We start from the raw sequence: 14,786 nt of genomic DNA, 5'->3' as shown, positions 1-14,786 counted from the left end.
GTGTTTAGCTGTACTTCTTACTTATAAGAAGGCTAAACGACATGAAAATACAACAAAGATACAACTAAACAGTGGGTTCGATGGGACTGTCGGTTAGATGCTAATCCTTCGTCCAGAGATACTGCTGGTACGCGGTTGTCCGTCTGCACCATAAACGGTTTGAGCATGTTTATCTTTCAGTAGAGCCAGTGCTTTTTCGTTATGGTCGAGATGATAGCTAAGTAGCATACCGTTATGACGGTTTTTATCGCGTAACTTTTCGCCTAAAACGGCAACTTGCTGCCACACCTCTGCGAGGGCTGTATTGTCTTCATAAGGTGACTGGACTCTCAGCACTCTTTCGCCCTGAAGCCGAATTTTGTCCAATTGGGCTAAAGAAGAAAGTAAGGCATTTTTTTTATCGGTGACGACTTGTAGTGCAGTCCCATCAATTCTGCCAGCACAAAGCAATAACTGCTCATCCGCTAAAACCGCCTCTAGATCACGCAAGGCCAGCAGAATTTGGTTCAGAAGCTTTACAAGTTTTTCCATAAAATTAGTCGCCTGCGATTAAGTCCTGTGCATTCTTAATGATGGCGTCAGCAATTTTACCAACATTCATCTTTAACGAGCCGTCACGAATAGCCTGTTTCAGGGTTTCAACGCGTTGCATGTCGATATCCTGAGAGGATGGTTGCATCAGTTTTGATTGTGCATCACTCAGTTTCACCTGAGTACCGGTAACACCGCTTTGCTGCTCGATGTCATCTTTACGCTTGATTTTTACTCCATCACCGCTGTCCCGGCTTTGGACTTGGCTGACGGGTTTGATTGACTGTGTCCGATCAATACTCATAGCTATGTACTCGCATCATAAAAGGCTGAAGCAAAAGATGATACTCTAATTGATTGCTTTATAACCCAAAACTGTATTGAGCTATTCATGTATCATCAGCGTCGATGTACATCATATCGGCACCTATTGCCATTACTTTAGCAAATTATTGTGAGATCAGGATCATTCCATCGCTTGTTGCAACACCGGATACAACCTGCCCTGATGCTGTACGAGCCCTGGCATTTTGGCCAACTGCAGCATTATTGATAGCTTTACACGTCACTGCGAGCACTAAATCCGTCCCCTTGCGCCAGAATTTGGACATTTTGACCTGCCTGAATAACCCAAGATTTGCGAATCATAGCTTGAGTGATGGGCTGACCGGGTACGATATCTCTTAATGCCACGGCACCTTCAGCCTCAGACAAGGCGATCAGCGTCTTAGGCGGCAACAGGTCTAAGCGGCCACGGATGAGTCGAATATCAGTGCCGGTGAGCGTTTTACCTCGGCTCACAGGGAGTGCGGCGGCAATATATTTTCCGATAACCTGTACTTCAACCTGCACAAAGCGTCGCTCTTGGTTACAGCGAACAGAAACAGAGAGGTTGCCCCACATTCTGCTATTCCCTGGAAGGGATATCTGCGGGGTGTCGCAGGTAGGCCATTGTTCTTGTGGCGATTTGACAACCACCGTAACGGTATTATCTGTATTTTTGAAGTTTTCAGAAAAAAAACGAGAAAGTTGAGCAGATAACTCGACTGCGTTGGATGACATGGGCGCGAATAGCGTACTCAGTATCAATAAGTATATGTATTTTTTGATAAACTGCATAAACCTGAAATTCTCCCACCCATACTGATTTCACCTTACCAGTTTAACGGTACTTGCTTACAGTTAAGGCAATAAATAGCGTTGCATTCTATGCCTATTCTAACGATGATTTTTACCGGATGAGAATTATGCTACCAGCACTAAATTTTAAATTGCGGAGGGAGCATGCTCGACAAATTAGATGCCGCCTTACGGTTTCAACAAGAGGCGCTAAATCTTCGTGCTCAACGTCAAGAGATTTTAGCGGCCAATATAGCGAATGCTGACACTCCGGGCTATCAGGCTCGAGATATCGATTTTGCGAGTGAGTTAAGCAAAGTGATGGAGCAGGGGCGCGTATCAAATCAGTCGGTTTCCCTGAAGCTGACTTCTACTCGGCATATTCCTGCGCAAAATGTACAAGCACCGGATCTCGACTTACTTTATCGCGTTCCAACGCAGCCCGCTCTTGATGGTAATACGGTCGATATGGATCGCGAGCGTACGAATTTTGCGGATAACAGTCTCAAATACCAGAGTAGTTTGACGCTGATCGGTGGTCAAATCAAAGGGATGATGTCAGTGCTTCAGTCTGGTTCGTCATGACCGTATTGGCGTTGAATATAGGGTTAATGTCTCATGTCGTTACTTAATATTTTTGATATTTCCGGTTCTGCACTATCAGCACAGTCTCAGCGCCTTAACGTTAGTGCAAGTAATTTGGCTAACGCAGATAGCGTGACTGGGCCTGACGGTCAGCCTTATCGGGCAAAGCAAGTTGTTTTTGAAGTCGATGCCGCGCCAGGCCAGGCTACTGGTGGCGTGAAGGTGGCTAAAGTCGTAGACGATCCTTCACCTGAAAAATTAGTTTTTCAGCCGGGCAATCCTTTGGCCGATGCTAAAGGTTACGTTCGTATGCCTAATGTGGATCCTGTTAATGAAATGGTTAATACCATTTCAGCGTCTCGAAGCTATCAGGCTAATGTGGAAGTATTAAATACGACCAAGTCAATGATGCTCAAAACATTAACCGTCGGTCAGTAATTGGGAGAATTCATGGCTACCACCTCTTCTGTTAGTGGTGTTCAAAGTACATCGACCACCTCATCATCATCCATAAGTGGCAGTTCCAGTGCTGACCTACAGAATAGTTTTTTGACATTGTTGGTTGCGCAGTTAAAAAATCAGGACCCGACTAACCCGATGGATAACAACCAACTGGTTTCACAGTTGGCACAGTTAAATACGGTAAGCGGTATTGAGAAATTAAATACCACGTTGGGGTCTATATCGACTCAAATCAATAGCACTCAATCTGTTCAGGCTGCGTCCTTGATTGGTAGAGGTGTATTGGTTCCCGGATCATCGGTTTTAGTGGGAAATTCGACGACCACTCCGTTTGGCGTTGAACTTGAGAGTGCCGCTGAAAATGTGGCGGTCAGTATTACTGATAGCACCGGCAAGGTGGTTCGCAGTATAGATTTGGGAGCATTAAGCGCGGGTGTTCACGCTTATTCATGGGATGGCAAAGCCTCTGATGGCAGCGCGGCTCCAGATGGTTCCTATACGATTTCTGTATCGGCAACAGCAAATGGTACACAGAAGACTGTTCAGGGGCTGAACTACGCCTACGTCAACGGCGTGGTAAACAGTAGTAGCGGAGCATTGTTAGATCTTGGTCTGAAAGGCCAGTCTACGCTGGATAGTGTACGCCAGATTCTGTAGTGGTTACGAATAAGCACATCACTTTTTATAGTGAATAACACTTCATTAATGTATTCAGGAGAGCACTATGAGCTTTTCTCAGGCGGTTAGTGGGTTAAACGCCGCTTCAAATAATCTGGATGTGATTGGTAACAATATTGCCAACTCTGCCACCGTAGGTTTTAAGGCTAGCAATATCTCTTTCGCGGATATGTACGCGGGTTCTAATGTGGGGTTAGGGACCAAGGTTGCTTCCGTGCTACAGGATTTTACTAATGGCTCTATTAACAGCTCATCACGCTCGTTGGATGTTGCCATTAACGGTAGCGGGTTCTATCGTTTGTTAGACAGTAACGGTAGCGCAGTTTACAGCCGTAATGGTCAGTTTACCCTGGATAGCAGCCGTAACATTGTTAACTCACAGGGGTTAAAATTGACAGGCTATCCGGCTACCGGAACGCCTCCTGCCATCCAGCAAGGTGCCAGTCCTGTTGCGCTGACCATCCCAGAAACAACGATGTCGGCAAAGTCAACGACGACAGCTTCCATCATTGCGAACTTAAACTCATCCGATGGTACCAAAACCTGGAATGCAACGGATCCGACCAATACTTCAAACTATAAAGGTTCTATCACTACCTATGATAGTTTAGGTAACGCGCATAACTTCGCGTTGTATTTTGTGAAAACTGCAGCTAATAGCTGGGATGTCTATGCACAGGATACCAGCATTACAGGTGCCGGTTTCCAGGGGCCAACGACGTTATCGTTTAACAGTAGTGGCGCGTTGACCACAACCACGCCAGCAACGATTTCGATGGCGAGCTTGAATGGTTCTGCCGCCAGTACGTTTACGCTGGCTTTTACCGGTACAGTCCAGCAAAACAGTGGTTCGAACAGTACGAAAACGCCGACGCAGGATGGCTATGCCCCTGGCGAATTGACCGGCTATAGCATCAGTAATGATGGTACGGTAATTGGCTCGTATTCTAACTCGAAAACACAGTTGCTCGGGCAGATTGCACTGGCGAGCTTTGCTAACCCCGAAGGTCTATCGCCCCAGGGTGATAATGTCTGGGCTGCAACCAGTAATTCAGGGCAGGCAGTGGTGGGAATGGCTGGCACGGGGAACCTGGGTAAACTGGTCGGTAAAGCCACGGAAAGTTCTAACGTTGATATGAGTAAAGAGCTGGTAAATATGATTGTTGCCCAGCGTAATTACCAGTCCAACGCGCAAACGATTAAAACCCAAGACCAGATTCTCAACACCTTGGTTAACTTGCGTTAATTATTGTAACGGGGATATTGCATGGATCACGCTATCTATACAGCGATGGGCGCAGCGAGTCAGACGCTGGAGCAGCAGGCCATTACATCAAATAACATGGCTAACGCCTCGACGCCGGGTTTTCGTGCTCAGTTGGCTGCGATGCGTGCTGTGCCTATCCAGGGAAGCACGAATGAAACGCGTACACTTGTGCTCTCCTCGACGCCAGGGGTAGATACCACCCCTGGCTCTATGGATTACACTGGGCGCTCAATGGATGTCGCACTATCACAAGATGGCTGGCTGGCTGTGCGTACAGCTGATGGCAACGAGGCCTATACCCGTAATGGGAATATGGAGATCAATGCCAATGGTCAGTTGACCATTAAAGGCAACGTTGTGATGGGGGACGGTGGGCCTATTGATGTACCCCCTCAGACTCAACTGACTATTGGCCCTGATGGTACAATCAATGCGCTTAACCCCAGCGATGCAGCCAACACAGTCACACAGATTGGTCGCTTGAAACTGGTAAAAGCGACGTCAAGCGAGATTGCGCGGGGTGATGATGGCTTCTTTCGTGTTTCGCCTTCCGCGCAGCAGCAGCGGGGGGCGGTATTGCAGAACGATGCCACAATTCGTGTAATGCCCGGCGTGTTGGAAGGCAGTAATGTGAATACGGTTGAGTCAATGGTTGAAATGATTTCCAATGCGCGCCGTTTTGAAATGCAGATGAAAGTTATTAGCAATGTTGATGATAATACCCAACGTGCTAACCAGATACTTGCGATGAATTAAGTGCCCTTGCGCACAGGAGTGACTCGATGATCCGTTCTTTATGGATTGCCAAAACCGGTCTGAATGCTCAACAAACCAATATGGATGTCATATCCAACAACCTGGCGAACGTGAGTACTAATGGTTTTAAACGCCAGCGAGCTGTGTTTGAAGATTTAATGTATCAGACCATTCGTCAGCCAGGGGCGCAGTCTTCGGAGCAAAGTACCTTACCATCAGGTTTACAGCTTGGTACGGGTGCTCGGCCTGTTGCGACTGAACGTATTCATACTCAAGGGAGTATGACAGAAACCGGCAATGCGAAAGATTTAGCCATTAATGGCGCTGGTTTTTTCCAGGTATTGATGCCTGATGGCACTACGGCATACACACGCGATGGTTCCTTTCAATTGGATGCCAATGGTCAGTTGGTAACATCCAGTGGTTTCCAGGTTCAGCCTGCGATTACTATCCCTGCTAACGCGACTAACATAACGGTAGGACGCGACGGCGTAGTTTCCGTCACGCAGCAAGGGCAGACGGCAGCGGTGCAGGTCGGGCAGTTGAATTTGGCCATGTTTATCAACGAAGCTGGGCTGCAAAACCTGGGTGAAAACTTGTATGCTGAAACAGCCAGCTCAGGTACAGCAACACAGAGTACGCCAGGCCTGAATGGTGCGGGCACTGTGTTACAGAAGTATGTTGAAACATCGAACGTCAATGTTGCAGAAGAGCTGGTTTCGATGATTCAGACTCAGCGTGCATATGAAATAAACAGTAAAGCAATTTCCTCCACGGACCAGATGTTGCAAAAACTCACTCAGTTGTAATATTGCTTGCCTGTTTGTCAGGGTGGTTCTTTTCTGATGCGCTGTATTGCACCGCATATCAGTAAAATAGAAGAGCCACCCTGTTCCAATTTTTGGATAAATTATTGAAAGTAAGGCGATATCCGTAGTGATGATGAATACAAAGTCGGTTGCGGTATTGCAGCCATGTCGGCCACGTTTGCTGGCATACCTGATGATGTTAACGCTATCCGGCTGCGCCTATGTCCCTCATGACAAGGTTGTAACCGGGCCAACAACCGCGCAGCCTTCACAGCCTTTACAGGCTATTCCTAACGGTTCCATTTTTCAGACAGGTCAGGCAATGAATTATGGGTATCAGCCCATGTTTGAAGACCGTCGGCCACGTAATGTGGGTGATACACTTACCATCGTGTTGCAGGAAAACGTCAGTGCCAGTAAGAACTCCTCAGCCAATGCGAGTCGTGATGCTTCGGGATCGTTTGGCATGACGACAACGCCAAGACTATTAGATGGCCCATTGGGGAATAATCGTGCGGCGTTCAATGCAACAGGAAAAGATGACTTCACGGGGAAAGGTGGTGCTAATGCCAATAACACCTTTACCGGTACGATAACTGTTACCGTAGGTCAGGTGTTGACCAACGGCAACTTACACGTTGTCGGCGAAAAGCAGATTGCTGTTAATCAGGGAACGGAATTTATCCGTTTCTCTGGGGTGGTTAACCCGAGAACAATCAGTGGTAACAATACCGTGCCGTCAACCCAGGTGGCGGATGCACGTATGGAATATGTAGGCAATGGTTACATTAATGAAGCTCAAACCATGGGTTGGTTGCAGCGATTCTTCCTTAATGTTTCACCATTCTAAATTGATGAGGCACATCATGCGGATCTCTTCGCTTTTTACTCTCTTTTTTGCATTGCTGGCTGTAGTGGTGATGCCAGTATCCGCTGAACGTATCCGCGATTTGGTGACTATTCAGGGGGTTCGTGATAACGCCCTTATAGGTTACGGGCTGGTGGTAGGGCTGGATGGGACTGGCGACCAGACGACACAAACGCCGTTTACTACCCAAAGCCTGAACAACATGTTATCTCAGTTAGGCATCACGGTACCTGCTGGCACAAATATGCAATTGAAAAATGTGGCTGCAGTCATGGTGACTGCTAAGTTACCGCCATTTGCGCGTGCGGGACAGGCGGTGGATATCGTTGTCTCATCGATGGGGAACGCCAAGAGCTTGCGTGGTGGTACCTTGCTGATGACGCCTTTAAAGGGTGTTGATAACCAGGTTTATGCTATTGCTCAGGGGAACGTTTTGATTGGTGGAGCGGGCGCTTCAGCAGGCGGTAGCAGTGTACAGGTTAATCAGTTGGCCGGCGGTCGTATCACTGGGGGCGCAATTATTGAACGCGAGTTGCCGAGCACTTTTGGTACAGGTAACACCATCATGCTGCAACTCAATCAGGATGATTTCACTATGGCGCAAAGCATCAGTGATGCTATCAACCGCTCTGGACGTGGCGGTTCAGCCGCGCCGTTGGACTCTCGCACTATTCGCGTGGTTGTACCTGCCGGCAACAGTTCACAGGTTCGTTTTCTGGCTGACATGCAAAATATCGAGGTCAACGTTGGCACACTGGATGCCAAAGTGATCATTAACTCCCGCACCGGGTCGGTGGTCATGAACCGTAATGTGCAACTCGATAATTGTGCGGTGGCCCAAGGGAATTTATCCGTCACGATCAATCAGCAAAATGTCGTCAGCCAACCCAATACGCCGCTAGCGGGAGGACAAACAGTCGTCACTCCTCAGACGGAGATCTCCATGCGTCAGGAAGGCGGAGCATTACAGCGTGTGAACTCCAGTGCCAATCTTAACAGTGTGGTTAGAGCGCTGAACGCACTGGGTGCGACGCCCATGGATCTGATGTCTATTTTGCAGGCAATGGAAAGCGCGGGTTGCCTGAGAGCAAAACTGGAAATTATCTAATGAGCGACATGAAGACGTTTAATCGTCCTGCTTACGATACGCAATCACTTAGCGCACTCAAACGGGATGTATCCAGTCAGCCTCAAAACCGAGAAGGTATTCGTGCGGTGGCGAGGCAAATGGAGGGCGTCTTCGTGCAGATGATGATGAAAAGTATGCGTGATGCCTTACCGCAGGATGGTCTGTTTAACAGCGATCAGACCCGGATGTTGACGTCCATGTACGATCAACAACTGGCGCAACAGATGTCATCTGGCAAGGGGTTGGGCTTGGCCGCAATGATTGAAAAACAGATGGGCGGTCAGGGAGTTGCTGGTAACGAAGCCCAGTCCGCTTCTGTTGCTCCGTTTAAGGCGGACAGTCAGTTAGCCCGCACGATGCCGGCATTTGCTCTGGAGCAAATGGTGCGTAAGGCTATGCCGACTTTGCCAGAAAAGCCGACTGCGATGCCTGTCAGCAGCGCGGAGTTCATTTCTCGCCTTTCGACACCTGCGATGTTGGTTAGCCAGCAAAGTGGAATTCCTCATCACCTGATTATGGCGCAAGCCGCCCTCGAGTCAGGCTGGGGACAGCGAGAAATACCGACGGCTGATGGCAGGCCAAGTCATAATATTTTTGGTATTAAAGCGGGCTCTGGATGGAATGGACCGGTGACTGAAATCACGACGACCGAGTATGAGCAAGGCGTAGCTAAGAAAGTTAAAGCGGCATTCCGTGTTTATGGTTCTTATCTGGAAGCATTAAACGATTATGCACGGTTACTCACCCAGAACCCACGCTATGCAGCCGTTTCTGCTGCGAACTCCGCTGAACAAGCGGCAGTCGCATTGCAGCAGGCAGGCTACGCGACCGATCCCGGGTATGCGAAGAAACTGGTGAGCATGATTCAACAAATGAAGCATTCAGGAGAAAAAGCCGTTCAGGCGTACACGCGTGATTTGAGTGGAATTTTCTAAAACCTCTCAAGTTTTCTACCTGCTTGCCGATAGCTATACAAGCTAATTTAATAACGACGATATTGTTGTGCCCGGTAAAAGGCGTTTTGTCTTATCTGTGCATGAGGAAGAGTAAAAGGAATCCAGCATGGCTAACTTGATCAATACTGCAATGAGTGGTTTGAGTGCTGCGCAAGCCGCACTGAGTACTGTGAGTAACAACATCAGTAATCAGGCAGTAACCGGGTATAGCCGTCAGGATGCACTGCTGGTTCAGAATAATGGCACTACAACATCAGCAGGCTATATTGGCAACGGCGTCAACGTTGTCAGTATCAACCGTGATTACAACGATTTTATTGCCAAACAGTTGCGGTCAGCGCAAACGACCAGCAGTGCGACTACGTCCTATTACGAACAGATCTCTAAAATTGATAACTTGTTATCAAGCAGCTCTTCAAGTCTGTCGGCAACCCTTCAGGATTTTTTTAAGAATTTGCAAAACCTGACCAGTAATTCAGGTGACTCTTCGGTGAGACAAACTGTATTGGGGAAGGCGTCCTCGCTGGTCAATCAGTTTAAAGTTACCGATCAGTATCTTAGGGATATGGATAGTAATATTAATGGTGAAATTACTATTACGGTTTCGCAGGTTAATACATACGCCAAACAAATAGCAGACATTAACGATCAAATTATTCGCTTGAAAGGCGCTAACAACGGCGCAGAACCAAACGATCTCTTGGACCAAAGGGATGTATTAGTCAATGAGTTGAATAAATTGGTTGGTGTTGATGTCGCCGTTCAGGATGGCAATGTTTACAACATTTCCTTGAAGAATGGGTTGAACTTAGTTCAGGGCAAATCTTACAACACGCTTGTGGCCAGCGTATCCAGTACCGATCCTACGCGAACGACCGTTTCTTATAATGATGCTATCGCGGGCCAAAGCGAAGTGAATGAAAACGTCATTACCGGGGGAGCACTTGGCGGTTTACTTAACTTTCGCAGCACTACGCTCGATAGTGCTCGTAACCAGTTAGGGCAAATAGCGTTGGCTTTTGCTGATGCATTCAACCAGCAGCATCGCTCGGGTTTTGATTTGAATAATGCGCAAGGGGGCGACTTTTTTGGTATCGGTTCTTCCGTTACGTTAAAAAGTGCCCAAAATACCTCTAGCGCGGAAGTTTTTTCGTCGTACATTAATAACACTTACTCAATGCAGTATAACGGTTCTTCATGGAATGTGACTCGTGCTGATGGAACAACAGCGACCGCGACACTTTCTGGGTCTGCATTGAAGTTTGATGGTTTTAGCATCGACATTTCGGGTTCTGCTGCATCTGGCGATACATTTAGCTTCAAGGTTACGCCAGGCAGTTCGGCTATTAAACAAACAGCCCCTAGTTCAACATCAGCAGCCTCGCTGACACGAAACGACAGCAATTATATTAAGGCTAGTGATTACACGGTTAAGTTTGTAGGACCCGCATCAAGTGATTGGTCTATTACTCGCTTGTCTGATGGGGCAGACCTGTCTTCTTCTGCGACATATACCGCAGCCAGCGGTTCTACTCCAGCTAGTTTGATTTTTGATGGCATGAAGCTTGATATCTCAGGAACGCCGGCATCGAAAGATGTATTTACTGTGAAAGGTGTTCGTGATGTTGTCATCGATATGTCAGTGAAAGTAACGGACTCCTCTAAAATTGCTGCTGCGGGCTCATCACTGACATCGGCGAATGGCGGGGTTAGCGATAATACTAATGCGAAAGCATTATTAAACTTGCAGACAGTGAGAGTTGTTGAAAACAAATCCAGCGTCAGTCAGGCGTATGCTGGTTTAGTCGGTGATATTGGTAATAAAACCAGCACTGCTAAGGTGACAGACACTTCACAAAAGAATGTGGTCAAGCAGTTAACTGTAGAACAACAATCGGTCTCTGGTGTTAGCCTTGACGAAGAATACGGCGATTTAATTCGTTACCAGCAGTATTACATGGCAAATGCTAAGGTAATCCAGACGGCATCATCAGTGTTTGATGCTCTGTTAGCGATCAGAAGTTAAGTTTGTGACGAAAAATAGTTAAGGAATTAAGTTATGAGACTCAGTACTAGTATTGTTTTTCAGCAGGGTATGCAGGGCGTCACGGACGGATTATCTACCTTCAGTAAAACAGGGCAGCAACTAGCAAGTAATACTCGTGTATTAACGCCTTCTGATGATCCTATTGCTGCTTCCAAGGCGGTGATGGTCAATCAAGCTCAGGCTCAAAACGAGCAATACACGCTTGCTCGCACATTTGCCCAAAATGGCATGAACAGTGAACTTTCTGTATTAACTAATGTTGTGACTGCATTAACGACAACCAGCACTACTTTGATAAGTGCAGATGGTACTAAGAATGATAATGACCGCCAGCTTATTGCTACCTCATTACGTGGCTTAAAAGCACAACTGCTCAATTTGGCAAATAGCACCGATGGCAATGGTAACTTTATTTTTGGTGGTTATAAAACAGACTCTGAGCCATTTTCAAAGGATGCAGCAGGTACAGTAAGTTATGTGGGGGGAACGGAGGCTATTTCCCAGCAGGTTGACGCCAATCGAGTGATGACGGTTGGACATGTTGGGACTCAGGTCTTTAATAACGCAAGCGGAACTGCAGATATATTTAGCGCTCTTGATACTGCAATTAGTGCGCTTGAGACTCCATTGTCTGGTGCCTCATCAACGGTTCAGGATGCGAACGCAGCCTCAATGAAGGCTGCGAATGAGAGCATTAAAAATGCATTGACGAACGTATCTTCCGCACAGGCTACACTGGGTGTGCAACTACAGGAAGTTGACACTTTAAATGATATTGGTACTGAGCGCACAAATGCTAACAAACAGACGTTAAGCGATCTGATTGATATCGATTTAACTGCAACTATTTCAGCCTATATGATGCAAAAGCAGTCTTTGCAGGCATCATTCACGGCTTTTAATGATATGCAGCAATTATCGTTGTTCCAGATTAATAAGTAATATGGAATAACGCCGTATTTGGGTACGCTTAAACCGGGCGTATTCTCTTTGGCATGGTGCTCTTTGAGAGGCAGCATGCCTTTTTTTATTTTATGTAAAAAAACAGTCTTGGCTAAATGCTACTAGTCCTGTCGCAACCTGCTGTTGAAGGACGCCACCGTGGCATTGTCCATCGGTGTTCCCGGTCGGGAAAGATCAATGCGAATACCCCGTTTGTAAACCCATTTTTCCTGCAAATTCAGAGCCATTGTCGGTTTTCAGCAACGGAGGCAACGGGCGAGGACTGGCGATATGGTTCAGCATCTCAGAGACCTCCGCTGAACGAAGGTGTCCCACATGTATCCCAAGGCGCCCAAGGCGCTTGCGCGCGTAGAAAGCGATAACAGGTAAGCAGGCCTAATCGACGTCCGTCAAACAAGGCATCAGAGACAAGATCTATACACCATAAGCGGCATGACCTGCTCCCCATTGATTAATACACCGCGATGTTAGTAATGTCTTCATAAGCCACATGAGGACATCCCCATGAAGAAGCGTTTTTCCGATGAACAGATCATCAGTATCCTCCGCGAGGCTGAAGTCGGCGTTTCAGCCCGGGAGCTCTGCCGTAAGCACGCCATTTCCGACGCCACGTTTTATACCTGGCGTAAGAAGTATGGCGGCATGGAGGTGCCTGAGGTTAAGCGCCTGAAGTCACTTGAGGAAGAGAACGCCAGACTCAAGAAGCTGCTCGCCGAGGCCATGCTGGATAAGGAGGCGCTTCAGGTGGCTCTTGGGCGAAAGTACTGACGACAGACCAGAAGCGCGAAGTCGTGGTGTTGATGTGTGATGCGACCGGTCTGTCGCAACGTCGTGCCTGCAGACTCACAGGTTTGTCCCTGTCGACCTGCCGCTATGACGCTCAGCGTCCGGCGGCTGATGCCAATTTATCAGGGCGCATTACTGAACTGGCACTGGAGCGCAGGCGTTTTGGCTACCGCCGCATATGGCAGTTACTGCGCCGTGAAGGGCTTCTGGTTAATCACAAGCGCGTGTACCGCCTTTATCATCTGAACGGGCTGGTCGTTAAACGCAGACGTCGTCGTAAAGGGCTTGCAACAGAACGTCTGCCGCTGCTCCGCCCGGCGGCGCCCAACATGACCTGGTCGATGGATTTCGTCATGGATGCGCTGGCTACCGGTCGCAGGATCAAGTGCCTTACCTGCGTCGATGACTTCACAAAGGAATGCCTGACGGTCACTGTTGCCTTCGGGATTTCAGGCGTGCAGGTCACGCGTATTCTGGACAGCATTGCGCTGTTTCGCGGCTATCCGGCTACGATAAGAACCGATCAGGGCCCGGAGTTTACCTGCCGCGCGCTCGAACAGTGGGCCTTTGAGCATGGAGTGGAGTTGCGACTTATCCAGCCCGGCAAGCCGACACAGAACGGATTTATTGAGAGTTTTAACGGACGCTTTCGCGATGAATGCCTGAATGAACACGGGTTCAGCGACGTCAGTCATGCCAGGAAAACCATCAGCGAATGGCGTCAGGATTATAACGAATGTCGCCCGCACTCCACGCTGAATTATCAGACGCCGTCTGAATTTGCAGCGAGCTGGAGAAAGGGTAATTCTGAGAGTGAAGGAGCCGACATTACTAACTGAGTTTTGTATTTAATCCCGGGGGCAGGTCAGGCAGGCCTCCGGTACTGGCGTATCCAATTAAGCCTGTTTCAGGGCAAACACAATCTGTTCTTCGGTGAATTGCGACTTGTTCATCGGGACAACCTCCGTTCAGGAGGCATTACTTATCATGCCGGAATTCTGTTTCTGAATGGAGCAGGATGTTGGGTCAGGGTCACTTTCGCGATGAATGTCTGAATGAGCACTGTTTCAGCGATATTTCTTGGATTACCTTAACGTGGAGTGGCCGCCATACAGCCATAATAGGCGGCTTCGGAAGTAGGCTTCGTCGTGAGGGCTGGATTTGTTTACTGTTCTTCAGCAGCCCACGCGATAGATACTAAATAGACATATTCATCACTTCTTGATAGGCAGATACCAGTTTATTTCGTACCTGGACGCCCATCTGTAAGGAGATGGAAGCCTTTTGGTTATCAATCATCACATCATTCAATGCAATACCCGGTTTTCCCAATGTAAACGCTTCCGCCTGCGTCTGCGCTTGAACGCGAGTGTCGTTGATTTTATCAAGGGCGGCTTTTAATTCGTCGGCGAAGCCGGAAGGCGCTGCAAGCCCGGTAGAAAGCGGATTCACTCCGCCAGAGGCTTTGGTAGCGGTAACTTGCATTTGCTGCAATACTGCATCAATACCTTGAATAGACATGTTTGACCTTAACCCTTTTTGACTAAAGATTTCGCTACCAAATACAGCGTTTGAGGAAAAAAATAGATACACTCACGCGTCAGTAAGAAAGAACAGCATGGTGGAGCGGCCTATTCCATACATACCTCTTTACGAGTTCAATACGCTACCATATCCCTAAGAGGGTAAATCGCATAAATGAGATTAAAAATGCTGGCTTATCGACCCATCAATTTCCACGTAACGGAAAATAATGGCATGCCGGTAAATCTAGGCGATGAGTTTTTATGATTGCGCAATCAGGGAGTTCTGTTTTGTTACGTTACAACG

Annotated in this window: 15 protein-coding genes and 1 pseudogene; 12 read left to right on the top strand and 4 right to left on the bottom strand. The window is 47.8% G+C overall.

The genetic code is table 11. The annotated features are described in order from the left end of the window. Positions 1–93: 93 nt before the first annotated feature. The 3 genes and pseudogenes from O1Q98_RS04830 to flgA all read right to left on the bottom strand — a co-directional run bounded on the left by O1Q98_RS04830 (position 94) and on the right by flgA (position 1,650). Positions 94–531 (bottom strand): flagella synthesis protein FlgN, encoded by a 438-nt coding sequence (locus O1Q98_RS04830; RefSeq protein WP_125260019.1) that lies wholly within the window; start codon positions 529–531, stop codon positions 94–96. Between the two features lie 4 nt (positions 532–535). After that, on the bottom strand, positions 536–835 hold the full coding sequence (flgM, locus tag O1Q98_RS04825; protein WP_125260018.1) for a flagellar biosynthesis anti-sigma factor FlgM: 300 nt from the start codon (positions 833–835) through the stop codon (positions 536–538). Positions 836–980: 145 nt separating this feature from the next. After that, a pseudogene (flgA, locus tag O1Q98_RS04820) lies at positions 981–1,650 on the bottom strand (flagellar basal body P-ring formation chaperone FlgA). A 165-nt stretch (positions 1,651–1,815) separates the two neighbouring features. Here flgA and flgB point away from each other — a divergent pair. From flgB to O1Q98_RS04760, 12 genes are all read left to right on the top strand, one after another. Further along, positions 1,816–2,235 (top strand): flagellar basal body rod protein FlgB, encoded by a 420-nt coding sequence (gene flgB, locus O1Q98_RS04815; RefSeq protein ID WP_125260016.1) that lies wholly within the window; start codon positions 1,816–1,818, stop codon positions 2,233–2,235. Positions 2,236–2,268: 33 nt separating this feature from the next. Beyond that, on the top strand, positions 2,269–2,673 hold the full coding sequence (gene flgC, locus O1Q98_RS04810; RefSeq protein ID WP_125260015.1) for a flagellar basal body rod protein FlgC: 405 nt from the start codon (positions 2,269–2,271) through the stop codon (positions 2,671–2,673). A 12-nt stretch (positions 2,674–2,685) separates the two neighbouring features. Then, positions 2,686–3,354: a flagellar hook assembly protein FlgD gene (flgD, locus tag O1Q98_RS04805; RefSeq protein ID WP_125260014.1), complete on the top strand. Its 669-nt coding sequence runs from the start codon at positions 2,686–2,688 to the stop codon at positions 3,352–3,354. Positions 3,355–3,421: 67 nt separating this feature from the next. Further along, entirely contained in the window at positions 3,422–4,621 is a 1,200-nt protein-coding gene (gene flgE / locus O1Q98_RS04800) for a flagellar hook protein FlgE (protein WP_125260013.1), read from the top strand. Between the two features lie 21 nt (positions 4,622–4,642). Then, positions 4,643–5,398, top strand: a complete 756-nt coding sequence (locus O1Q98_RS04795) for a flagellar basal body rod protein FlgF (RefSeq protein WP_125260012.1) — start codon at positions 4,643–4,645, stop codon at positions 5,396–5,398. A gap of 26 nt (positions 5,399–5,424) precedes the next feature. After that, the gene (gene flgG / locus O1Q98_RS04790; protein WP_125260011.1) at positions 5,425–6,207 is read left to right on the top strand and encodes a flagellar basal-body rod protein FlgG; all 783 of its coding nucleotides are present in this window, start codon (positions 5,425–5,427) and stop codon (positions 6,205–6,207) included. Positions 6,208–6,340: 133 nt separating this feature from the next. Then, positions 6,341–7,057 carry a flagellar basal body L-ring protein FlgH gene (locus O1Q98_RS04785; RefSeq protein ID WP_164513012.1) on the top strand — a complete coding sequence of 239 codons (717 nt, stop codon included), beginning with the start codon at positions 6,341–6,343 and terminating at the stop codon, positions 7,055–7,057. A gap of 16 nt (positions 7,058–7,073) precedes the next feature. After that, complete coding sequence (locus O1Q98_RS04780) at positions 7,074–8,183, top strand: flagellar basal body P-ring protein FlgI (RefSeq protein ID WP_125260054.1); 1,110 nt, start codon at positions 7,074–7,076, stop codon at positions 8,181–8,183. Continuing rightward, a complete protein-coding gene (gene flgJ / locus O1Q98_RS04775; RefSeq protein ID WP_125260009.1) occupies positions 8,183–9,139 on the top strand; it encodes a flagellar assembly peptidoglycan hydrolase FlgJ in 957 nt (318 codons plus the stop codon). The genes O1Q98_RS04780 and flgJ overlap by 1 nt, the downstream gene beginning before the upstream one ends. Before the next feature lie 127 nt (positions 9,140–9,266). Further along, complete coding sequence (gene flgK / locus O1Q98_RS04770) at positions 9,267–11,186, top strand: flagellar hook-associated protein FlgK (protein ID WP_125260008.1); 1,920 nt, start codon at positions 9,267–9,269, stop codon at positions 11,184–11,186. A 33-nt stretch (positions 11,187–11,219) separates the two neighbouring features. After that, positions 11,220–12,149 (top strand): flagellar hook-associated protein FlgL, encoded by a 930-nt coding sequence (gene flgL, locus O1Q98_RS04765; protein WP_125260007.1) that lies wholly within the window; start codon positions 11,220–11,222, stop codon positions 12,147–12,149. 525 nt (positions 12,150–12,674) lie between these two features. After that, a protein-coding gene (locus tag O1Q98_RS04760) for an IS3 family transposase (protein ID WP_125260399.1) occupies positions 12,675–13,795 on the top strand; the annotation gives its coding sequence in 2 pieces (ribosomal slippage) (positions 12,675–12,933 and positions 12,933–13,795; 1,122 coding nt in all). Between the two features lie 358 nt (positions 13,796–14,153). Here the strand turns inward: O1Q98_RS04760 and fliE are convergent. Continuing rightward, complete coding sequence (gene fliE / locus O1Q98_RS04755) at positions 14,154–14,477, bottom strand: flagellar hook-basal body complex protein FliE (protein WP_125258963.1); 324 nt, start codon at positions 14,475–14,477, stop codon at positions 14,154–14,156. Positions 14,478–14,786: the final 309 nt, after the last annotated feature.

It is taken from the genome of Dickeya lacustris, assembly GCF_029635795.1.
GTDB classification, from domain to species: domain Bacteria; phylum Pseudomonadota; class Gammaproteobacteria; order Enterobacterales; family Enterobacteriaceae; genus Dickeya; species Dickeya lacustris.
Note: the sequence above shows the minus strand (reverse complement) of the source record. Positions and strands in the feature narration are given on the sequence as shown.